This window comes from Inquilinus sp. 2KB_23, assembly GCF_052115705.1.
Lineage (GTDB): Bacteria > Pseudomonadota > Alphaproteobacteria > DSM-16000 > Inquilinaceae > Inquilinus > Inquilinus ginsengisoli_A.
Map to the genome: position 1 here is coordinate 1 of NZ_JBFRHF010000021.1, position 19,880 is coordinate 19,880.

Here is a 19,880-nt window from a genome sequence, read left to right on the forward strand (position 1 = left end):
GTCCGAACGACAGCTCGGAGTGGCGGACTTCTGCTCGGAGTGGCGGACTTCTGGCCGGACACCGGTCACCGATCCCCGCCTTCGTCCAGGACCAGGCACTGAACCGGGGTGTCGGCTGGGATCAGGTCGCGTCCGTGAAGCTCTTGTAGCAGCCTGAGGCAGCGCTTGCCGATGACGACGCCGTAGCTGCCGTCCGGCCGCTCGTGGACCACGATGACGCCATGCTTGCGCTCGGCGGGCGTCGATGCCTGCAGCTTGTCCAACGGGATCTGTTTCACGTCCTTCATCCTGCTTCGGTTGCGCATGCGACCGAAGACGCCCCGTCGGCGAGGCGCGGGGGTGAAGGCGCAAGGGCAGGGCGGCGGGAGGGGGATCGCCCAGTCCGTCGCTTGCGAAGGGGCGAAGCGCAGCGGAGCGTTGCAGGCCGCGGACGCGGCCGAAACCTGGGGAGGCCCGGTGCCCTGGCGGCCGTGAGGCCGCGGACCCTTGCGCCGAGGGTGGCTGGCCCCCTCAATCGTCCCGCGTCCGCGGGATCATAGGTCTGCGATTAGAGACGCCGATCCCAAGGCTGCCGTCGCTGGATGAATCGAAGCGCTTCGTCGTCCACACGAGCTGGGCGTAGACCTCCGACATCTGAGAACACAAAATCAGTATGACCGGATCAGGCCCGAATGTTGGATGGACCTGTGCGAAGCGGGCGGAAGGCGCCGAGGAAGGCAGACCGGCTCGTCATCCCACTAGCCAATGCTCGCCCCGAATACAGTTCCAATGATGTATGTTGCTACTGCGGCGCCCGCTCCGATCACCAGCATTCGGAGGCCGCCTGCAAATGCGCCGCGGCCCGAGAACAGGCTCAGGACGGCGCCGATGGCGAAGAGCGCAATTCCCGCAAGCCCGGCCGCGATCGGCACGCCGCGAGTGGCTAGGCCGAACAAGAAGGGCGCTAGGGGCAGCGTCGCGCCAATGGCGAATGCCGCAAAGGAAGAGAGCGCCGCACCGAGCGGCGATCCCAGGTCGTCGGGGTTCAGACCGAGCTCTTCACGCGCCAGCGTGTCGAGCGCCTGGGACGGCCGGCTCACGAGCGCCCGGGCCATGCGTCTCGCGTCGTCGGCCGGGATGCCGCGCGCCGCATAAATCAGCGCGAGTTCCTCGGCCTCCTCGGTCGGATACCGCGCCAGCTCATCTCGCTCCTGTGCGATCTGGTATTCGTACATCTCGCGCTGCGACCGGACCGAGATATACTCGCCGGCCGCCATCGAGAACGCTCCGGCGAGGAGGCCGGCGACGCCGGACAGCAGAATGAAGGACGGGTCGGAGGCCGCTCCGGCGACGCCCATAATCAGACAGGTGTTCGAGACAAGGCCGTCATTGACCCCGAAAACCGCAGCCCGCAACGTGCCTCCGCCGGTGCCTCCGTGGCTGCGCCCGACGTCGGCGACCGAGATGGGCATTGCGTGCCCGTCGGCCTGCCCGCGGTTGGCATATGCGGAAAGGCCGCGGATCTTCATCGCAGCCAGAACCGGGAGCATGCGGCGCGGACCGAAGAGCCGCACCAGCGAGGCGACGATGCGGGCACGCCGGCTCGGCTCGAACGCGGGAGGGAACCCGCCATCGGCGATGACGGCGGCCTGTCGCTCGGCCGCCGTTCGAAGCGCATCGAACAGGGCGCGTTGGCGCGGATCTCCTTCCGCTTCCGCCACCGCTCCGTAGAGCCAGGCGGAGGTCATCTCCTCCGTCCATCGAGTCCGTGCATTCTTGTCCATCCCCGCTCATCCCCTTTCGCGCATTGGCAACGTCGCCGTGACGCGCAGCCCTCCCATAGCGCTGTCGTCCAGCCGCAGCGCTCCCCGGTAGGTCTCGACGATGTCGCCGACGATCGCGAGGCCGAGTCCATGTCCTGTTCGATCGGCGTCGAAGCGAACTCCCCGGCGGAGCACCGAAGTCCGCTGCGACGCCGGTATGCCAGGTCCGTCGTCCTCGACGGCGAGTTCGAGGCTTCCGTCCCGCGCCGTCGCCGAAACGCGGACTCGTCTATGCGCCCATTTGGCGGCGTTCTCGATCAGGTTCCCCAGGAGTTCCGCGAGATCGTCCGCGTCCAAAGCGACCTTGAGGCCTTCCGGGACCTCGTTTTCCCAAGCTAGTGTGGCCGCTCGCGGAGCCCGCCGGACGATGCCTACGATACGATCGACCAGCACCCGAGGGGAGGCCGCTGCGCCGCGATGGGGGTGGAGCCGGGCCTTGGCGATCGCCCGTTCGATGTGCCGACGCATGGTTTCGACCAGCGCCTCGATCTCATAAGCGACATCTTCCTGGCCGCGCTCCCGCAGCCTGCGTGCGTCGGCGCTCAGAACGGTGAGCGGTGTGCGCAGCCCGTGCGCGAGGTCAGCCGCGCTCGAGCGGGACCGGGCGATTGCCCGATCCTGCGCGTCGAGGAGGTCGTTGATCTCGTTCGCCAGCGGCAGGACTTCGTCCGGATAGGTCGCCGGCAGGCGGGATTGCCGGCCGGCATGGACCGCTTCGACACCCCGTCGCACCGCTTCGAGCGGACGCAGCCCGATCCGGATCTGGACCCAGGCTGCCGCCAGCAGGGCCAGCCCGAGCAGTGCGAGGGAGGGCGTGATGTCGCCGGCGAAGTCATGGCTGGCCTGGATGACATCGGCCTGATCGATGCCGACAGCGATCCGCAAGATGTGCTGGAGGCCGCTCTGGAGGATCGCCACGCGACGTTCGCGCAGGATCAGTGAGGCGCGAGCCGGCCCTTGCAGGACATGGCGATGCACGGTCGTCAGATCGGGACTGTCCGCCGGCAGGCTGAGCGAGGTGTCCCAGAGGGAGCGCGAGCGGAGGTCCAGCCTCGTCGTCTCGTCGGCTATCTGCCAGTAGAGCCCGCTCAGCGGCTGGTCGAAACGCGGATCGGCAGGGCGTTGCGCAAGCACGAGGCTGCCGGCGGCATCGAAGCCGATCGCGCCGGCCAACTGGCGGAGATCATTGTCCAGTTCGGCGTCGATCCGGCGCTCGACATGCCGCTCGAAGAGCAGCACCAGCCCGAAGCCCGCCACCACGAGGGCCGCACTGATGGACAGGGCGGCGGCCACGAGCAGCCGCAGGCGAAGCGAGCTGCGGGTCATTCGGTGGGCTCGGGAACCAGATAGCCGAAACCGCGGCGGGTCTCGATGAAGTCGATCCCGAGCTTGCGCCGGAGGCGTCCGACCAGCACCTCAATCGCATTCGAGTCCCGCTCGTAGTCCTGGGCATACAGATGCTCGGTCAGCTCGAGCTGCGGGACGACCCGCCCCGCGTGGTGCATGAGGTAGGACAGCAGGCGATATTCCTGCGGCGATAGGGCGATCGGAACGCCGTCGACCGTCACCTTCATCTGCCGAGGGTCCAACACGACGGGGCCGTTCTCGAGGACCGGGCCCGGCCGTCCGGCGGACCGCCGGATGATCGCCCGCAAGCGCGCCAGCAATTCTTCGATCCGGAATGGCTTCGGCAGGTAGTCGTCGGCGCCGGCATCGATGCCGTCGACCCGTTCGGCCCAGGTGCCGCGGGCGGACAGGACCAGGATCGGCATGCCGCGTCCGGCTGCGCGCCAGCGCTTCAGGACGGTCAGGCCGTCCAGCTTCGGCAGTCCGAGGTCCAGGATCGCCGCGTCGAAGTCTTCCGTCTCGCCGCGGAACCACGCCTCCTCTCCATCCGTCGCCCGCTGCACCGCGTAGCCGGCCCTGACTAGGCTTCCCGTGATGTCGCCCGCGATCCGATCGTCGTCTTCGACCAGAAGGACACGCATCACTCCCCCTCGACCTCGATCACGTCGCCGCTGCCGGCGTCGACGTCCAATTCCACGAGCCGGCCGTCCGGGGAGATCAGCTTGATCTCGTAGATCCAGCGATCGTGCTCGTTCTCGAGCTCGATCCGCACCACGTCGCCGGGGAAGCGTTGCCGCACGGACGGCAGGATGTCCTCCAGCGGCCGGATCTCGCCGCGCTCGCGCGCCGCCCGCGCGCGATCATGGTCGTCGCCGAAGCCGGCCGGAGGCAGCGCCAAGACGATGAACAGAACCAGGATGGAGCGAATCAAAATCATCGCACGCGAGCTTGCCCTTTCCAGGCTGACAACTCGCTGACACGACCCGTCAGGGTTCGGTCAGCACCACTCCTCTACGGTTGCCATCGTAGCCGGGCGATCGCCCGGCGCCTTGCTGGAGATCAAAACCATGCGCTTTCTGATGACGGCCGGCCTGATCGCATTCTGCCTGGTGGGCACTGCCCCGGCCTTCGCCGACAATGATCCGAGTTGCGGCGATGCGCCCCGCGCTCAGTGGATGAGCCAGGACGCGGCCAAGACGAAGCTGAAGGACCTCGGCTACGAGGTCCGGCGGGTCAAGCCGGAGAATGGCTGCTACGAGGCCTACGCCGTCGACAAGACCGGGGCGAAGGTCGAGGTCTTCCTCCACCCGGTCAGCGGCGAGGTCGTCGGCACCTCCAAGGAGGACTGATGACGGCCATCGACGACGTGGCAGCGGAGTCCGAAGTCCAGCCTGCCACAACCCGGGTCTGGGATCCGGTGATCAGGATCTTCCACTGGACCCTGGTGGTCGCCTTCGCCATCTCCTGGCTGACCGGGGACGAGGTGAAGAGCGTCCACCTGGCCAGCGGCTACGTCATCATCGGCCTGCTGTCGGTCCGGCTTCTCTGGGGCCTCGTCGGCACGAAGCACGCCCGCTTCACCGACTTCATCTACCGGCCTTCGACGGTGGCGGCCTACCTGCGCGATATCGTGAGACTGAGGGCGAGACGCTACCTCGGCCACAATCCGGCGGGTGGCGCCATGATCCTGGTGCTGCTTTCCGGGCTGGTGGTCGCCTGCGCCACGGGGTTCATGATGACGACCGACGCCTATTGGGGAGTCGAGTGGGTGGAGGATGTCCATGAGGCGGCCGCCAACATCCTGATCCTGCTGGTCGGGCTGCATCTCGCCGGCGTCGCCGTGGCCAGCTTCGAACACCGGGAGAACCTGGTGAAGGCCATGATCACCGGCCGGAAACGGCTATAGGCGCCGAACCCCGCCGGGCGTTCTGACCCGGCGGGGTTGCCGCCTTCCCGGCCCTCAGCGGGTCGCGCACCTCGATCATGTTCCGCCACGGCAGAGATGATCATGCCATCGAGATCGTTCGCCCAGATGCGATGGACCGGGTTCGCTGTATGCTGGAGACTCAGATGACCGACTTGGCGCCGATGAGTTCCCGGTCGGGCGGCGCAGGCAATGCCGCGTTCTGAATGAGATCGACAGCATTCCTATCGCTGCGCTCGGGCCGAGGAGCGGAGTTGACTGGACCGCACCAAAACCTGTGGAGCATCATCATGATATGTTGGCGTGACTGGTGCGATGATTTGATCCGGGCGATAGATCTTGCGCCTGCTCTACAGGCTGTATGAACGCCGGTTGCGGCGCCAGATCCGGCGGCAATCGGTTCCTGGCCATGTCGGCATCATCCTCGACGGCAATCGTAGGCATGCCCGCAAGCTCGGGGTCGTCGACCCGCGCAAGGCCTACGACCTGGGTGCCGGGAAGCTCGACGACGTGCTCGCCTGGTGCACCGAACTCGAGATTCCGGCCGTCACGCTCTGGGTCTGCTCAATCGACAATCTGAGGCGGCCGCAGGTCGAGGTGGCGGCCATCCTGGCGGCCGTCGAGGCAAAGATCGGGGCTCTGGCTCAGGATCCCACAATCCACAGGCACCGCATCCGGGTCAAGGCTGCCGGGCGCCTCGATCTTCTGCCGTCCTCGACCGCCGCCGTGATCCGTCGCGCCGAGGAGATCACTGCCGGCCACGATGCCCTGACACTTACCATCGCGATTGCCTATGGCGGGCGCGAGGAGATCGCCGATGCCGTTCGCAATCTGATCCGCGACCGAGCGCGGCGCGGGGCTGGCATCGACGCCATCGTCGAGGCGATCACCCCGTCGGCCATTGACGAGCACTTGTATACGGCCGGGCTACCCGAGCTAGACCTCATCATCCGGACGAGTGGCGAGATCCGCCTATCCGGCTTCCTGCTGTGGCAGAGCGCCCACAGCGAGTTCTATTTCTCGGACGTCAACTGGCCGGAGTTCCGCAAGGTCGATTTCCTGCGAGCGGTCCGCGCATTTCAGCAACGATCGCGCCGCTTCGGGCATTGACGGCCGCCTACATGCGTCACCGGGACGTCCGCATGCGGCACGAAAGCCGATCCATTTAAGTGCCTAAGGAATGGCATGCTGGCGGGCTCCTCGTCCTGCCGGTCCTGCGCGTCCTCGATTCCTGCCACCGGGAGCGCATTCGTCCTGATCGCTGGCGGCATCTGGACGGGAAAGTGAAGTTACCCCGGCCTATCTCGCCGCCGACCCGATCGCCGGTTGCCACTGCGCCACGGTCGCGGCCCAGCTGATCGAGCTTGAACAGGTCGCCGCCATGCACCCCCGATGCTGCGCCAGGGCGATGTCGGGCAGCCGAAGCGACTGTCCGGAGTCTGTAGGCAGCCATCGAACACCTCATGCACGGCTTTGCCGTTATGGGTGTCGACGGCCGCATGCCACGATGCGCCACGGCCCGATCCGTAGGCTGGGTGGGATCGGCTCAGGTCGATACCGGCCTGGCGTGCCTCGCTGCTCGGCGGTCCTGGAGCGTGACGCAGGCCGATCTTGATCGAGGACGGCGTTGAGGGCCAGGAGAGTCCGCGTCATCGCGCGACCTCAGTCGAAGGATGCGGCGGCGCCGCGGCTGGGCCAGCTCCAGTCGGCGACATCGGGTATGTCGGCGCCGTGCTGCCGGATGTAATCACGATGCTCCGCCAGCCGCCCCTGGAGCAGCCGGCGGGCCCGGTCGCCCGCGGCGCCGAGTTGCGGCAGCCGGTCGATCGCGGCGATGGCGAGGTGGAATCGGTCGAGCTCGTTCAGCACCACCATGTCGAACGGCGTGGTGGTGGTGCCCTCCTCGCGATAGCCGTGGACATGGAAGTTGTCGTGGTTCGGCCGCTTGTAAGTCAGGCGGTGGATCAGCTGGGGATAGCCGTGGAAGGCGAAGATCACCGGCTTGTCCCGTGTGAACAGCGCCGCGAAGTGATCGTCCTCGATCCCGTGCGGATGCTCGGTCTTCGACTGCAGCGTCATGAGGTCGACGACGTTAACGAAGCGAATGCGCAGGCGGGGCAGATGGGCCAGCAGCAGTTCGACCGCCGCAACCGCCTCCAGCGTCGGCACATCGCCGGCGCAGGCCATCACCACCTCCGGCTCCTCGTCGCCCTCGGTGCTGGCCCAGTCCCAGCGGCCGATGCCGGCGGCGCAATGGGCCATGGCCTGGTCGATGTCCAGCCACTGCGGCGCCGGCTGCTTGCCGGCGACGATGACGTTGATGCGGTCATAGGTCCGCAGGCAGTGGTCGGTCACCACCAGCAGCGTGTTGGCGTCCGGCGGCAGGTAGATCCGGACGATGTCGGCCTTCTTGTTCACCATATGGTCGATGAAGCCCGGGTCCTGGTGGCTGAAGCCGTTGTGGTCCTGGCGCCAGACATGGGAGGTCAGCAGGTAGTTCAGGGATGAGATCGGCTGCCGCCACGGCAGGTCGCGGCTGACCTTCAGCCACTTCGCGTGCTGGTTCACCATGGAATCGACGATGTGGATGAAGGCCTCGTAACACGAGAACAGACCGTGCCGGCCGGTCAGCAGGTAGCCTTCGAGCCAGCCCTGGCAGAGATGCTCGCTCAGCACCTCCATGACCCGGCCTTCGGCAGCCAGATGCACATCCTCGGGCAGGATGTCCTCCATCCACACCCGCTCGGTCACCTCGAACACGGCATCCAGGCGGTTGGAGGCGGTCTCGTCAGGCCCCATCAGGCGGAAGTTGCGGGCATCCGCATTCAGCCGGATCACGTCGCGCAGCAGCTCGCCCATCGCCCGCGTGGCCTCGCCGTTGCTGCCGCCGGGGTGGGGCACGTCGAGCGCGAAGTCGCGATAATCGGGCAGCACCAGCTCCTGCCGCAGCAGCCCGCCATTGGCGTGCGGGTTCGCCCCCATGCGCAGGGTGCCTTTGGGTGCCAGGGCCTGCAGCTCAGGGATCAGCTGCCCGGATTCATCGAACAGCTCCTGCGGCCGGTAGCTGCGCATCCAGGTCTCGAGCAGGGCGAGATGGGCCGGATTTTGGGCCAGACCCGACAGCGGCACCTGGTGCGAGCGCCAGAAGCCTTCAGTCTTCAGCCCGTCGACCTCCTTCGGCCCGGTCCAGCCCTTGGGGCTGCGCAGGATGATCATCGGCCAGCGCGGGCGTGAGGCAGCACCGTCTTCGCGCGACGCCCGCCGGATCTCCTGGATGCGGTCGATGACGATGTCGAGGGTGGACGCCATCGCCTTGTGCATCAGCGCCGGGTCGGATCCCTCGACGAAATGCGGTTCGTAGCCATAGCCCTCGAACAGGCGCAGGAGCTCCTCATCGGTCATGCGGCCGAGGATGGTCGGGTTGGCGATCTTGTAGCCGTTGAGGTGCAGGATCGGCAGCACGGCGCCGTCGATCCGGGGGCTGAGGAACTTGTTCGAATGCCAGGACGCCGCCAGCGGCCCGGTCTCCGCCTCGCCGTCACCGACCACGCAGGCGACGATCAGGTCGGGGTTGTCGAAGGCGGCGCCGTAGGCATGGGCCACGGCGTAGCCGAGCTCGCCGCCCTCATGGATCGATCCCGGGGTCTCCGGCGCCGCATGGCTGGGGATACCGCCGGGGAAGGAGAACTGGCGGAACAGCCGGCGGATGCCGTCGCGGTCCCGCGCGATCTCCGGATAGATCTCGGAATAGGTGCCTTCGAGATAGGTGTTGGCAACCACGCCCGGCCCGCCATGGCCGGGGCCGCAGATGAAGATCATGTCGAGATCGTCGCGGGCGATGACCCGGTTGAGATGGGCATAGATGAAGTTCAACCCGGGCGTCGTGCCCCAATGGCCGAGCAGCCTGGGCTTGACGTGCTGGATCGTCAGCGGCTGCTCGAGCAGCGGGTTGTCGAGCAGGTAGATCTGCCCGACCGACAGATAGTTCGCTGCACGCCAATAGGCGTCAAGGAGGCGCAGGTCCTGATCCGTGGCCTGGGAATGCTGGGGCATTGTTCGAGCCTATGGCTGCTGTATGACAAACAGGCGACGCCGCAGATCTTCGGGCGTTCGACTTGGGGCAAAGGCGCTGTCCGAGCAGGGCCGCAAGCTCAGTGCGACATCAGGACGGGCACCGTCATCGACTTGAGCATGGCCTGTGAGACGCCGCCGAAGATCACTTCGCGCAGACGGGCATGGCCATAGCAGCCCATGACCAGGAGGTCGGAGCCATTTTCCGCCAGGAAATTCAGGATCTCCGTCGCCGGATCCAGGACCTTCTCCCGCATGACGACGTTCGCGGTCACGCCGTGGGCCGCCAGGTGGCGGGCGATGTCGAGGCCGGGCATGCGGTCGGCTCGATGATGGTCGACCGCCAGAACGTCGACCCGCTGGGCCTTTACGAGGATCGGCATCGCATCCGCGACCGCCCGCGCGGCCTCGCGGCTGGCGTTCCACGCGACCGCGACATGATCGCCGATCGGGCTCCGCGTCCCGATGAACGGGATGATCATGACTGGACGGCCGCTGCCGAGTGCGAGCTCCGCCGGAAGCCCGAACGGCGGATGGCTATGGCTGGGATCGGTCTGGTCGACGACGATCACATCCGCGTAGCGCCCGTTGAACCCGATGCTCTCCACCAGGATGCCGCGCTCGGAGCGCCATTCCGATCTGCCGGCATAGCCGTATTGCTCGACGGTCTTGTCGAAGCGTGATTTGGCCGCCTCCAGTTCTGCAGCCGCCGCGTCCTCGAAAGCTTCGACGATCGATGGCGGGACGGGTTCGACGCCGTACATGCCCGATACGCAAAGCTCTCGACACCAAGGCCAATCAGCCTTGCATCGTGGCGGCGGGCCAAGCCGATGGCCGCGGCGAGTGCCGGCGTCTCGGCGGCACCGACATGAACGAGAACATCTTTATAGGACATCGTCTTGGCCTTTCCTGGAAAATGCCGGGGCCGTGGCCTCGCATCCGTATGGTGATCGGACGGCACCGCCGGGGCTTTGATCCTGATCAAGTGCGGCGCGGCCATCGGCGTCCTGATCCAGATCAAGGCCGATGCCGCTCGGCTGTGGTGCGGTGGAGGTCTTCAAGATGAGGACAAACCATGACCGCATATCGCCTGCCCCATGATGCCTGGGTCGTCGTTTGCGATGCGACCAAGGCACTGTTCCTGAAAAACAGCGGCGACCAGTTCTTCCCCGACCTGCGCCTGGTCGAGCAGATCGAGGCCCCCGGCACCGATCGGAGTTCGGATCTGGGAACCGATCGGCCGGGACGGCTGCAGAACCGATCCGGCCCTGCCAGCGCGATCGAGCAGACCGACTGGCATCGCCTGGAAAAGCAGAATTTCGCAATGCAGATCGCCCGGAAGATCGACGGGCTGACCCGGGAGAACCCGGCGCAGTCTGTCATCCTCGTCGCCCCGCCTCGCATCCTTGGCGCGTTGCGCCGGGCACTGTGCCCGATGGCATCGGCTGCGGTGGTGGCGGAGATCGGCAAGGACCTGACAAAGCATCCGGTCCACGAGATCGAGCGACTGTTGGCGGCCGGGTGACGAGGGGAAGCCGCCCGACGGAGGACACCGTCGGGCGGCATCGGGATCAGGCGCGCCCGACCCGGAGGGCGGGTTCGTCGCCCTCGGTCATCTCTTCCAGCGCGGGACGGTCGAGCAGCAGCACGTGGTGCGGACCCGCCATCTCGATCAGCCCGTCATGTTTCATGGCGGCGAGGGTCCGGCTGACGGTTTCGAGGGTCAGGCCCAGATAGTCGCCGATGTCGGTGCGGGACATGGTCAGGCCGATCGTCTTGCCGTCCGGCGCTGTGCGGGCCAGTTCGAGCAGGAATGTGGCGACGCGCTCGCCGGCGGTCTTCCGCCCGAGCGTGATCAGACGTTCATAGGCGGCGAGTAGGGAGCGACAGGCGATCTCGCGGAAGCGGCGGCTGACCGTGCCGTCCGTACGGGCCAGGGCCTCGGTCCGGAGCTTCGGATAGCGGACGACGACCATGTCGGTGATGGCTTCCGCGGCGAAGCCATGCTCGCCAAGCGCCTCGAATCCGAAATAGTCGCCGGCATGAAGGAAGGCCGCAATCTGGCGCCGGCCGTCGGGCAGCAGCTTGCTGGTGCAGCCGGTTCCCGAGAGCACCCGATACCAGTGCGGGGCCTCGTCCCCCTCACGATAGACGGCCGTTCCCCGACCGAGCGTGACAACGGTGCCGAGCGCGGCCAGCTCGATCATCCCATCGTCGGCGCCATGGCTGCGTATCGCCACGGCAGGGGGCTGAGCCAATGCGGACCGAAGCATGGGGCGGTTGGTGGCGTGTTGCGTCTGCATGATGGCCCTGCCTGCTCGTCGTTTCGTCGTTGGACGTGCAGTGGTCTTACGCTTCGGCCATCCCCGGCATCATTGTGAAGGATACGTACGGGACTCTACGTATCCGGCCACGATAGCGGCGCTAGCGCCGCATGGATTGCGTGGATCAGATCCTCGCTGTCGAACGGCTTTCCCAGCACAGCGGAAGCCTCGGCGGCGATCGCGGCCCGTCGGATGCCGTCGTCAAGCTTGCCGGTGATCAGAATGCGGGGAAGCGCAACTCGACGCTGCCGAAGCTGCAGCAGCAGCTCCATGCCGCCCAGCCCCGGCATGTCATAGTCGATCAGGATGCAGCCGGACTCCGGAAGCGGCGAAGCCGCCAGCAGCTCCTGTCCAGACGCAAAAAGGCGCACCGGGAACGAAGCCGTCTCCAGCAGAAAGCCCAACGAAAGGCGCACGGCCGAATCGTCGTCGACGACAAGGATCGTCGGACGGGGATGCGTTAATGTGGTCGTGGGCACGGGCGGCGCCAGTCGGTTGGACGTGGGGCCGATCACGCTATCCTGGCGATGCCATGTCCGACTTGATCTGAATCAAAGCGCAAGTTTGCCTCGGCTAGTCGCCGGAATCGCCGCTTCGGGCCCGGTGCGACAACCACATCCGCACCAGCTCCGACAAGTTTCTGGCCTGCATCTTGTCCATCACCCGGGCACGGTGAACCTCGACGGTTCTGGCGCTGATTCCCAGATCGTAAGCGACCGTCTTGTTCGGGTGCCCCTTGACCAGGCCAGCCAGGACTTCGAGCTCTCGCGGCGTGAGCACCGACAGCCGGGCCGCAACGGCCGCCGCCTCGTCGTGCTCCTCCCGTTCCCGCCTGTTTCGCTCCAGGGCCGCGTGGATCGCACGGATCAAAAGCTCGTCATCGAACGGCTTCTCGATGAAGTCTGCGGCGCCCGCCTTCAGCGCCTGGACCGCAACGGGGACGTCGCCGTGGCCGGTCATGACGATCACCGGAAGCATCACCTTCCGCTCGATCATCGTTCGCTGCAGGGTCAGGCCGTCCATGTCCGGCATCCGCACGTCTGTCACCACACAACCGGACCGGGGCAGATCGGGACGGTCGAGGAAGGCGAGAGCGGAATCGTACACTTTGACCTGGAAACCAGCTGTCTCCAGGAGGAAGGACAGCGACAGGCGAATGGCTTCATCGTCGTCGATGACGTGGACGATCGCTGCTTCAGCCATTGCCGTTGCTCTCATCCGTGGCGGCCGAGGGAACCGTGAACCGGAATGTTGCGCCGCCGCCCGGCGTCGGCTCCGCCCAGAGCCGTCCGCCATGGGCCTCGACGATCGTACGGCAGATCGAAAGGCCCACGCCCATGCCGTGACGTTTGGTCGTGATGAAGGGTTGGAACAGATGCTCTTCGACCTCCGGGGTGAGGCCCGGACCCGTGTCGATCACGGAAAATTCGATCGCATCGCTGCGCGCTGCGGCGGCGATCCCCAGCTCGCGCCTGGCGCTGCCCTCCATGGCCTCCATCGCGTTGCGCATCAGGTTCAGAAGCACCTGTTGGATCTGGATCTTGTCGACGATGATGTGCCGTGCCCGGGCGTCGATCGCCAAACGCACCTTAACGCCATGTTCCTTGGCGCCGACGAGAGCCAGGGCGCTGGCCTCTTCCACCATCTTGGCGACGCTCTCGACATGCTTTTCAGTCTCGCCTCGCGCCACGAAGTCGCGCAGGCGCCGGATGATTTGTCCGGCTCGCAGGGCCTGTTCGGCACCCAGGTCAACCGCTTCGCGAAGCCGAGATAGGTCTGGCGCGTCGCCGGCGCTGAGCATGCGCCGCATGGCCTGGCAGTAGTTCGTCACCGCCGTCAGGGGTTGATTGAGCTCGTGGGCCAGAGTGGCCGCCATCTGACCCATCGCGCTGAGGCGCGAGACGTGCAGCAATTCGGACTGCAGCTCCTGCAGGCGCCCCTCGGTCTCCTGCCGCTCCGTCAGGTCTCGAATGAAGCCGGTGAACAGCCGATGGCCCGCAGGCGAGACCTCTCCCACCGAGAGCTCCATCGGAAAGGTGCCGCCATCCTTGCGCTGTCCGACGACCACGCGGCCGATGCCGATGATACGGCGCTCCCCTGTTGCCAGATACCGCCCGAGATAGCCGTCGTGCTCTCCCCGGTAGGGAGAGGGCATCAGCATGTTGACGTTATGGCCTTGGACCTCCTCGGAAGTGTAACCAAACAGGCGCTCGGCCGCGGTACTGAAGGATTGGATGATGCCCTGCGCATCGATGACGATCATTGCGTCCGGGACAGTCTCGAGGATCGAGCGGAGATGGGCCTCGCCGGCTTCCGCCGTGGCCTGCGCGATTCGTGCGGCGGTGATGTCGGCATGTAGGATGACGACGCCTTTCAGCGAGCTATCTGAGGGGCGAGCAGCGGTGCAACGGATCCACTGTTTCCCTTCGGAGCCATCGAAAGAGTATTCCAGTACGAAGCTGTCGCTGCGGCGGTCGAGCATCGATCGGAGCCTGTCCAACAGGCGTCCGGCATCCGGATTGCCCCTGTCGGCCTCGATCTTGCACATCGCCACATAGTCGGCGCCGACCGCTGCTCCCGTGACGGCATTCCGTGGCGCGTTGACAGACCAGCTGTGGTTGGCCGCGACGATTGTGCCGTCCTCGTCGAGGAGGGCGATCTGCCCCGGAAGGGCATCGAGGATCGCCCCATGGTATTTGAAGTCGGGCGACGATTTCATCACACAGCCCCTCAAAAAGCCCGCTCATCAGAGCCGGCCGCCAATTCATTTCGCCTTTCTGCGGGACCAGCGCCAGCCATTTGGGCAGGCGTTCGACCACCGCCTGGGCCAGTGCATCCCAAGGGTAGCAGCGGGTCGGTGGCCGGGCAATTGGGAGGCGCGGTGGCGGGACGAGGCCGCCGGATACCCGGAAGGCTGCAATCAGATGATTTGCAGACATCGATGAGCCCGCTCGTACTCCGATCATAGGGGGCGGTCTCCATCTCCGATCCCCCGTGAATTCCGAAGCCCAACAGTCGCTTGATCCAAATCAAAGCGGCAGCCGGGTTGGTGGCTCTTTCTGCTCTGAACCGGCGCGACCGACATGCGCATCGAGTGTCGAGCCGAGCCATGCCCTCAAGGGCAATGAATTGCAGGGGAATTCCATGAGAGCATTCGTTTACCGCGGGCCGGGGTCCAAGGCGGTCGAAGACCGGCCCAAGCCCGAGATCCAGGCCCCGGGCGACGCGATCGTGCGGATGGTCAAGACGACGATCTGCGGCACCGATCTTCACATTCTCAAAGGCGATGTCGCGACTTGCGCCCCAGGCCGGATCCTGGGCCACGAGGGCGTCGGCGTCATCGACTCCGTCGGTCCCGGTGTCACCAACTTCCGCCCGGGCGACCGGGTCCTCATCTCATGCATTTCGTCCTGTGGCACATGCGAGAACTGCCGCCGCGGCATGTATTCGCATTGCACGACCGGCGGGTGGATCCTCGGCAACCGGATCGACGGCACGCAGGCCGAATACGTTCGCACCCCGCATGCAGACACCAGCCTCTATCCGATCCCGGACGGTGCGGATGAGGAGGCGCTCGTCATGCTGAGCGACATCCTGCCGACCGGTTTCGAATGCGGCGTGCTCAACGGCAAGCTCGCGCCGGGCTCGACCGTCGCGATCGTCGGGGCCGGCCCGATCGGACTCGCCGCCCTGCTAACGGCTCAGTTCTACTCACCTGCCCAGATCATCATGATCGACCTCGACGACAACCGGCTCGCTGTCGCCAAGCAGTTCGGCGCCACCCATGTTGTCAACAGCCGCGGCGGCGGCGTTGCCGAGGACGTCAGGGTTCTGACTGGTGGCCGCGGCGTCGATACCGCGATCGAGGCGGTCGGCGTGCCCGCTACCTTCCTGCTCTGCCAGGACATCGTCGGCGCTGGAGGCACCATCGCCAATGTCGGCGTGCATGGCCAGAAGGTCGATCTCCATCTGGAGCGGCTTTGGTCGGAGAACATCACGATCACGACACGGCTGGTGGACACGGTCACGACGCCCATGCTCCTGAAGACGGTGCAGTCCGGGAAGATCGACCCTGCCCGCCTCGTCACCCACCGCTTTCCCTTCGATCGGATCCTCGACGCCTATGCAACCTTCGGCCGCGCCGCCGACACCAAGGCGCTGAAGGTGATCATCGCGATGTGAGGATCGGGGGCGTCGAGGCTCAGGCCGACCAGGAACACAAACCGGGACGCACCGCGACCGGCACGACGACGGCAGTTTTCATTCCGATGAACCCGGCGGGTGGGTCAGCGGCCCAGCCTCCGCCGACAAGGAGGACACAATGTCGATCCCCAAAAGCAACCCCAACAGCCCGGACACGAGGACGGTCGATCCGGGCCAACCTTTTGTCGACGTGCCGCTCCCCGGGGCTGGATGCCGCATGCCGAAGAAGCCTCGGCACGGCAGGAATTCGTCCATTCCCCGCCCGGCAAAGGCCGAGCAGTCTTCTACGGCAGGCGTGACGCCGGCCGGGCGTCCGCGCAGTCGGCGAGCGGGCTGAGGCCTGCGGTCGCTGGGCCGTCTGGCCTGCAAATTCGAAGGTCTGGGAGATGTAGCGCCGTCGCCGGGAAACCAGCGGCGGCATTGCTTCAGGGGGGCAGCGATCGGCCATCGGCTCCGGGCGCCGATCGCGGGGAACCATCCTCTCCGGCGTGATCCACCTCCGGCACCAGCCATGTCGCGACGACGAGGGAGAAGAGGAAGAGCACGGCCGTGCTCAATATCCAGGCGCAGGTCCACATGCTGTCCTATCCGATCCCGCTAGCGCCGCAGCCAGGCGAGGACGCCGACCAACGCGACGATCAGCAACATTCCGATAAAGGCCTGGAGCACGCCGAAGTTCGGCGCCTCTTGCGCCACGAACAGCGCCGCGATCAGCCCTGCGGCCACCAGCACCAGACGGATCAGAAGCGACATCCCCACCTCCCTTGTTTCCTGGCCAGCCTCTCGCGATCGGCAGCGTCGCTCCTTGATTCAGCTCAAACCTCATCCGGCTGTGGAATTGATCCGGATCAAAGCGGCAGGCGCCTGTCCTCGCCATCCTCCCTCCACACCAAGGAGGAGAAAGACGATGAACGCCGCAGACGTCATGACCAGAAATCCGGTGACCGTGCGGTCCGATCTGCCGATCCTGGCCGCCATCCGCATCATGCTTGGCCGCGGGATCAGCGGCCTGCCGGTGGTCGATCTGGAGGGCGACATGGTCGGCATGATCACCGAAGGCGACCTGCTGCGCCGGGCCGAAATCGGCACCGAGAAGCGCCGGCCGGACTGGCTTGCCTTCTTCACTGGAACCGACCGGCTTGCCAGGGAGTATGTGAGGTCGCACAGCCGCAACGTCGCCGACTTGATGACGCGGGACGTCGTTTCGGTCTCCGAGGACGCCTCACTCGATGAGATCGTGCGCTTGATGCTGGACCGTCGGATCAAGCGCATTCCGGTGCTGCGTGGTACCAAGCTGGTCGGCCTCGTCAGTCGCGCCAGCCTGTTGCGGCTCCTGGCTGGGCTGCTTGATGTCCGGGCAGAGAACGGCCACGACGACAAGGCCATCCGCGAACGGATCTTCGCCGAACTGACCGAGCAGCTGTGGGCCCGGGTGGAGGGAATGCGGATCGAGTGCCAGGACGGGCGGGTGACGATCGGCGGCGTCATCACCGACGAATGGGTGCGCGACGCCCTGAGGGTGGCCGTGGAGAACGTGCCCGGCGTGAAGGGGGTCAAGGACGACATGCTCCTGATTGAGCCGCTCACCGGAACGGTGCTCGACCCGGTGTACCAACGGCAGCTCTGATCCAGCGTGAGCAGGACGCGGACTGTGCGGACGTTGGATCGCGCCGAGGACTGGTCGGGCTCGCTTGAAGGAGTGCTCGGGCGCCTCGCCGTCACGCCGTCCGGGCTGAGCTCCGATCAGGCATCCACGGCCCGGCAGCGCTGGGGAACCAACGACGTGCTGGCGCATCGCCGCGCCTCGGTGACCGCGCTCCTGCTCGACCGTCTGCGGAATCCGCTGATCCTGCTGCTGCTTCTGGCGAGCGGCCTGTCCCTCGCGGCGGGGGAGACGCGCAGTTTCGTCATCGTCCTCGGGATCCTGTCGATCAGCGTGGCGATCGACTTCGCGCAGGAATTCCAGGCGCACCGGACGGTCGAGGCGCTGCAGCGCTCGGTCGCGCTGCGGGCGAGAGTGCGGCGTGATGGGTCGGACCGAGAAATCCCGGTCGACGAGCTCGTGCCCGGCGACATCGTGCGCTTCTCAGCCGGCGACATCGTCCCGGCCGATTGCCGGCTGATCGAGAGCCGCGACCTCTTCGTCAACCAGGCCCTGCTGACCGGGGAATCCTATCCCGTGGAGAAGAACGCCGGCGATCGGACGATCACGGGTGAGGGTCCAGCAGGGGCGGCGGATGCGGTCGCGATGGGCAGCTCGATCGTCAGCGGCTCGGCGACGGCCCTCGTCTGCCGGACGGGCCGGGAGGCGATGCTCGGCACGGTGGCGGCCAGCCTCGGCCGGCGGCGCCCGCCCGACGCCTTCGAGATCGGCGTGCGGCGCTTCGGCTTCCTGATGCTCCGGCTCACCGTGTTCCTCGTCCTGTTCGTGCTGGCAGTGAACCTCGCCTTCCACCGGCCCTGGTTAGAAGCCCTGATGTTCGCTCTGGCGCTGGCGGTCGGGCTGACGCCGGAGCTGCTGCCCATGATCGTCACCGTGACCCTGGCACGGGGCGCCCGGCGCATGGCCGCCCGGCGTGTCATCGTGAAGCGCCTCGCCGCGATCCACGACCTGGGGGCGATGGACATCCTGTGCGCCGACAAGACCGGCTCCCTCACCGAAGCCAGGATCCGCCTCGTCGGGCACATCGATCCGACCGGCGCCGAAAGCGAGGAGGTGCTGCGCCTGGCCGGCCTCAACAGCGTCTTCGAGAGCGGCATCCGCAGCCCGCTGGACGATGCCATCCTCGAGCACGGACGCCCGGACGTCTCGGCCTGGCGCAAGCTCGACGAGGTGCCCTTCGACTTCGAGCGTCGCCGGGTTTCGGTCCTGGTCGAGCCGGTGGGCGGCGGCGCCCGCCTTCTCGTGGTCAAAGGTGCCCCGGAGGACATCCTGCAGATCTCCACCACCGCCGTGACCGCCTCGGGAGAGACGCGTCCGCTGGATGCTGCCGAGCGTGGGCGGCTCGCGGCGATGTTCGAGGGGATTGGCGCCGATGGTCAGCGGGCCCTGGGTATCGCCTTCCGGGAGGTCGCCCTCACTCAGGATCATGCGGCCCTCCAAGATGAAGGCGAACTGGCTTTTGCCGGTTTCGTCACCTTCGTCGATCCGCCGAAACCGGACGCCGCGGCCGCGATCCATGCCCTCGGCGAGGCCGGCATCTCCGTCAAGATCTTGACCGGCGACAACGAGCGGGTCACGCAGCATGTCTGCGCCGAGCTGGGTATTCCCGTCATCGGCATGCTGACCGGCGCCGAGATCGCCGGGATGTCGGACGAGGCGCTGCTGGGGCGTCTGGCGACGGTCAATCTGTTTTGCCGCGTGAACCCGCAGCAGAAGCGCCGCGTCCTCGCGGCATTCCGGCGGCTCGGGCACGTGGTCGGCTTTCTCGGCGACGGGGCGAACGACGCGTCCGCGCTGCACGAGGCCGATGTCGGAATCTCGGTGCAGACCGCGACGGATGTCGCGAAGGAGGCGGCCGATCTGGTGCTGCTGGACCGCGACCTCTCCGTCATCCATGCGGGCGCGCTGGAGGGACGCCGCACCGTCGCCAACGTCACGAAATACATCCTGATGGGCAGCAGCTCGAACCTCGGCAACATGGCGAGCATGGCCGGGGCCGCGTTCCTGCTGCCGTTCCTGCCGATGTTGCCGGTCCAGGTGCTGCTCAACAACCTGCTCTACGACCTGTCAGAGCTCGGGCTTCCCTTCGACCGGGTGGACCCTGAGGCCCTGCGACGCCCTGTGCGCTGGGACTTGGCCCGGGTCGTCCGGTTCATGCTCGTGCTCGGCCCGATCAGCTCGCTGTTCGACTTCCTGACATTTGGCGTCCTGCTTGCCCTCTTCAGTGGCGACGAGGCCGCCTTCCAGACCGGCTGGTTCGTCGAATCCCTGCTCACCCAGGTGCTGGTGATYTTCGTGATCCGGACCCGTGGCGCGCCCTGGGCGAACCGGCCACATCCGCTGCTCTCGGCGCTGTCCCTCGGCGTCGCCGGCCTGGCGACCCTCCTGCCATTCACGGGGCTCGGCGCCATACTCGGCATGACGCCCCTGCCATCGGTCTTCTATCTGTTCCTGGCCGTGGTCGTGCCGGCCTATCTCGGGATCGTGGAAATTGCGAAGCGGCTGCTGCTTCGCGATCCGGCGGGCTGATCGGTGTGAAGGCTGCC

At 66.5% G+C, this 19,880-nt stretch carries 19 protein-coding genes; 7 read left to right on the forward strand and 12 right to left on the reverse strand.

The window, feature by feature from the left end; genetic code table 11:
• Window positions 1–65: 65 nt before the first annotated feature.
• From AB4112_RS24335 to AB4112_RS24355, 5 genes are all read right to left on the reverse strand, one after another.
• Window positions 66–278, reverse strand: a complete 213-nt coding sequence (locus tag AB4112_RS24335; RefSeq protein ID WP_309796765.1) for a hypothetical protein — start codon at window positions 276–278, stop codon at window positions 66–68.
• Between the two features lie 459 nt (window positions 279–737).
• On the reverse strand, window positions 738–1,763 hold the full coding sequence (locus tag AB4112_RS24340; RefSeq protein WP_441723505.1) for a VIT1/CCC1 transporter family protein: 1,026 nt from the start codon (window positions 1,761–1,763) through the stop codon (window positions 738–740).
• A 6-nt stretch (window positions 1,764–1,769) separates the two neighbouring features.
• Window positions 1,770–3,128 carry an ATP-binding protein gene (locus AB4112_RS24345; protein WP_441723506.1) on the reverse strand — a complete coding sequence of 453 codons (1,359 nt, stop codon included), beginning with the start codon at window positions 3,126–3,128 and terminating at the stop codon, window positions 1,770–1,772.
• A complete protein-coding gene (locus AB4112_RS24350) occupies window positions 3,125–3,790 on the reverse strand; it encodes a response regulator transcription factor (protein WP_309792103.1) in 666 nt (221 codons plus the stop codon). The genes AB4112_RS24345 and AB4112_RS24350 overlap by 4 nt, the downstream gene beginning before the upstream one ends.
• Entirely contained in the window at window positions 3,790–4,080 is a 291-nt protein-coding gene (locus tag AB4112_RS24355; protein WP_441723507.1) for a PepSY domain-containing protein, read from the reverse strand. Before AB4112_RS24355 ends, AB4112_RS24350 begins: the two co-directional genes overlap by 1 nt.
• A 136-nt stretch (window positions 4,081–4,216) precedes the next feature.
• Here AB4112_RS24355 and AB4112_RS24360 point away from each other — a divergent pair, with 136 nt between their 5' ends.
• The 3 genes from AB4112_RS24360 (at window position 4,217) to uppS (ending at window position 6,183) form a co-directional block, all read left to right on the forward strand.
• Window positions 4,217–4,498 carry a PepSY domain-containing protein gene (locus tag AB4112_RS24360; RefSeq protein ID WP_309792106.1) on the forward strand — a complete coding sequence of 94 codons (282 nt, stop codon included), beginning with the start codon at window positions 4,217–4,219 and terminating at the stop codon, window positions 4,496–4,498.
• Window positions 4,498–5,055: a cytochrome b/b6 domain-containing protein gene (locus AB4112_RS24365; protein ID WP_309792108.1), complete on the forward strand. Its 558-nt coding sequence runs from the start codon at window positions 4,498–4,500 to the stop codon at window positions 5,053–5,055. Before AB4112_RS24360 ends, AB4112_RS24365 begins: the two co-directional genes overlap by 1 nt.
• Window positions 5,056–5,412: 357 nt before the next feature.
• Window positions 5,413–6,183, forward strand: a complete 771-nt coding sequence (uppS, locus tag AB4112_RS24370) for a polyprenyl diphosphate synthase (protein WP_309792109.1) — start codon at window positions 5,413–5,415, stop codon at window positions 6,181–6,183.
• A 552-nt stretch (window positions 6,184–6,735) separates the two neighbouring features.
• Here uppS and AB4112_RS24375 read toward each other — a convergent pair.
• Window positions 6,736–9,126 carry a phosphoketolase family protein gene (locus AB4112_RS24375; RefSeq protein WP_441723508.1) on the reverse strand — a complete coding sequence of 797 codons (2,391 nt, stop codon included), beginning with the start codon at window positions 9,124–9,126 and terminating at the stop codon, window positions 6,736–6,738.
• Between the two features lie 98 nt (window positions 9,127–9,224).
• Entirely contained in the window at window positions 9,225–9,908 is a 684-nt protein-coding gene (locus tag AB4112_RS24380; protein WP_441723509.1) for a universal stress protein, read from the reverse strand.
• Between the two features lie 311 nt (window positions 9,909–10,219).
• Here AB4112_RS24380 and AB4112_RS24385 point away from each other — a divergent pair, with 311 nt between their 5' ends.
• On the forward strand, window positions 10,220–10,669 hold the full coding sequence (locus tag AB4112_RS24385; protein WP_309792114.1) for a host attachment protein: 450 nt from the start codon (window positions 10,220–10,222) through the stop codon (window positions 10,667–10,669).
• 46 nt (window positions 10,670–10,715) lie between these two features.
• On the opposite strand, the gene AB4112_RS24390 is transcribed toward AB4112_RS24385, so the two are convergent.
• From AB4112_RS24390 to AB4112_RS24405, 4 genes are all read right to left on the reverse strand, one after another.
• Window positions 10,716–11,351, reverse strand: coding sequence for a helix-turn-helix domain-containing protein (locus AB4112_RS24390; protein ID WP_309792115.1), 636 nt, complete (start codon window positions 11,349–11,351; stop codon window positions 10,716–10,718).
• A gap of 191 nt (window positions 11,352–11,542) precedes the next feature.
• Window positions 11,543–11,983: a response regulator transcription factor gene (locus AB4112_RS24395; protein ID WP_309792116.1), complete on the reverse strand. Its 441-nt coding sequence runs from the start codon at window positions 11,981–11,983 to the stop codon at window positions 11,543–11,545.
• Window positions 11,984–12,041: 58 nt separating this feature from the next.
• Window positions 12,042–12,671, reverse strand: coding sequence for a response regulator FixJ (gene fixJ / locus AB4112_RS24400; protein WP_309792118.1), 630 nt, complete (start codon window positions 12,669–12,671; stop codon window positions 12,042–12,044).
• Window positions 12,664–14,187, reverse strand: coding sequence for a sensor histidine kinase (locus AB4112_RS24405; protein WP_309792120.1), 1,524 nt, complete (start codon window positions 14,185–14,187; stop codon window positions 12,664–12,666). The genes fixJ and AB4112_RS24405 overlap by 8 nt, the downstream gene beginning before the upstream one ends.
• Before the next feature lie 425 nt (window positions 14,188–14,612).
• Here AB4112_RS24405 and AB4112_RS24410 point away from each other — a divergent pair, with 425 nt between their 5' ends.
• Entirely contained in the window at window positions 14,613–15,650 is a 1,038-nt protein-coding gene (locus AB4112_RS24410) for a zinc-dependent alcohol dehydrogenase family protein (protein WP_309792121.1), read from the forward strand.
• A gap of 618 nt (window positions 15,651–16,268) precedes the next feature.
• Here AB4112_RS24410 and AB4112_RS24415 read toward each other — a convergent pair.
• A complete protein-coding gene (locus AB4112_RS24415; protein ID WP_309792123.1) occupies window positions 16,269–16,424 on the reverse strand; it encodes a hypothetical protein in 156 nt (51 codons plus the stop codon).
• Between the two features lie 154 nt (window positions 16,425–16,578).
• Between AB4112_RS24415 and AB4112_RS24420 the strand changes: the two genes are divergently transcribed.
• Both AB4112_RS24420 and mgtA read left to right on the forward strand, forming a co-directional pair.
• On the forward strand, window positions 16,579–17,298 hold the full coding sequence (locus AB4112_RS24420) for a CBS domain-containing protein (protein WP_309792124.1): 720 nt from the start codon (window positions 16,579–16,581) through the stop codon (window positions 17,296–17,298).
• Between the two features lie 33 nt (window positions 17,299–17,331).
• Entirely contained in the window at window positions 17,332–19,863 is a 2,532-nt protein-coding gene (mgtA, locus tag AB4112_RS24425) for a magnesium-translocating P-type ATPase (protein ID WP_441723510.1), read from the forward strand.
• Window positions 19,864–19,880 lie beyond the last annotated feature (17 nt).

What these genes read in the sequence shown, in the direction of transcription:
- AB4112_RS24380 (WP_441723509.1), bottom strand. Translation starts at nt 9,908, where the DNA reads ATGTACGGCGTCGAACCCGTCCCGCCATCGATCGTCGAAGCTTTCGAG.
- AB4112_RS24410 (WP_309792121.1), top strand. Translation starts at nt 14,613, where the DNA reads ATGAGAGCATTCGTTTACCGCGGGCCGGGGTCCAAGGCGGTCGAAGAC.
- AB4112_RS24385 (WP_309792114.1), top strand. Translation starts at nt 10,220, where the DNA reads ATGACCGCATATCGCCTGCCCCATGATGCCTGGGTCGTCGTTTGCGAT.
- AB4112_RS24405 (WP_309792120.1), bottom strand. Translation starts at nt 14,187, where the DNA reads ATGAAATCGTCGCCCGACTTCAAATACCATGGGGCGATCCTCGATGCC.
- AB4112_RS24340 (WP_441723505.1), bottom strand. Translation starts at nt 1,763, where the DNA reads ATGGACAAGAATGCACGGACTCGATGGACGGAGGAGATGACCTCCGCC.
- AB4112_RS24415 (WP_309792123.1), bottom strand. Translation starts at nt 16,424, where the DNA reads ATGTCGCTTCTGATCCGTCTGGTGCTGGTGGCCGCAGGGCTGATCGCG.
- AB4112_RS24345 (WP_441723506.1), bottom strand. Translation starts at nt 3,128, where the DNA reads ATGACCCGCAGCTCGCTTCGCCTGCGGCTGCTCGTGGCCGCCGCCCTG.
- AB4112_RS24350 (WP_309792103.1), bottom strand. Translation starts at nt 3,790, where the DNA reads ATGCGTGTCCTTCTGGTCGAAGACGACGATCGGATCGCGGGCGACATC.
- AB4112_RS24365 (WP_309792108.1), top strand. Translation starts at nt 4,498, where the DNA reads ATGACGGCCATCGACGACGTGGCAGCGGAGTCCGAAGTCCAGCCTGCC.
- AB4112_RS24390 (WP_309792115.1), bottom strand. Translation starts at nt 11,351, where the DNA reads ATGATCGAGCTGGCCGCGCTCGGCACCGTTGTCACGCTCGGTCGGGGA.
- fixJ (WP_309792118.1), bottom strand. Translation starts at nt 12,671, where the DNA reads ATGGCTGAAGCAGCGATCGTCCACGTCATCGACGACGATGAAGCCATT.
- AB4112_RS24360 (WP_309792106.1), top strand. Translation starts at nt 4,217, where the DNA reads ATGCGCTTTCTGATGACGGCCGGCCTGATCGCATTCTGCCTGGTGGGC.
- AB4112_RS24420 (WP_309792124.1), top strand. Translation starts at nt 16,579, where the DNA reads ATGAACGCCGCAGACGTCATGACCAGAAATCCGGTGACCGTGCGGTCC.
- AB4112_RS24375 (WP_441723508.1), bottom strand. Translation starts at nt 9,126, where the DNA reads ATGCCCCAGCATTCCCAGGCCACGGATCAGGACCTGCGCCTCCTTGAC.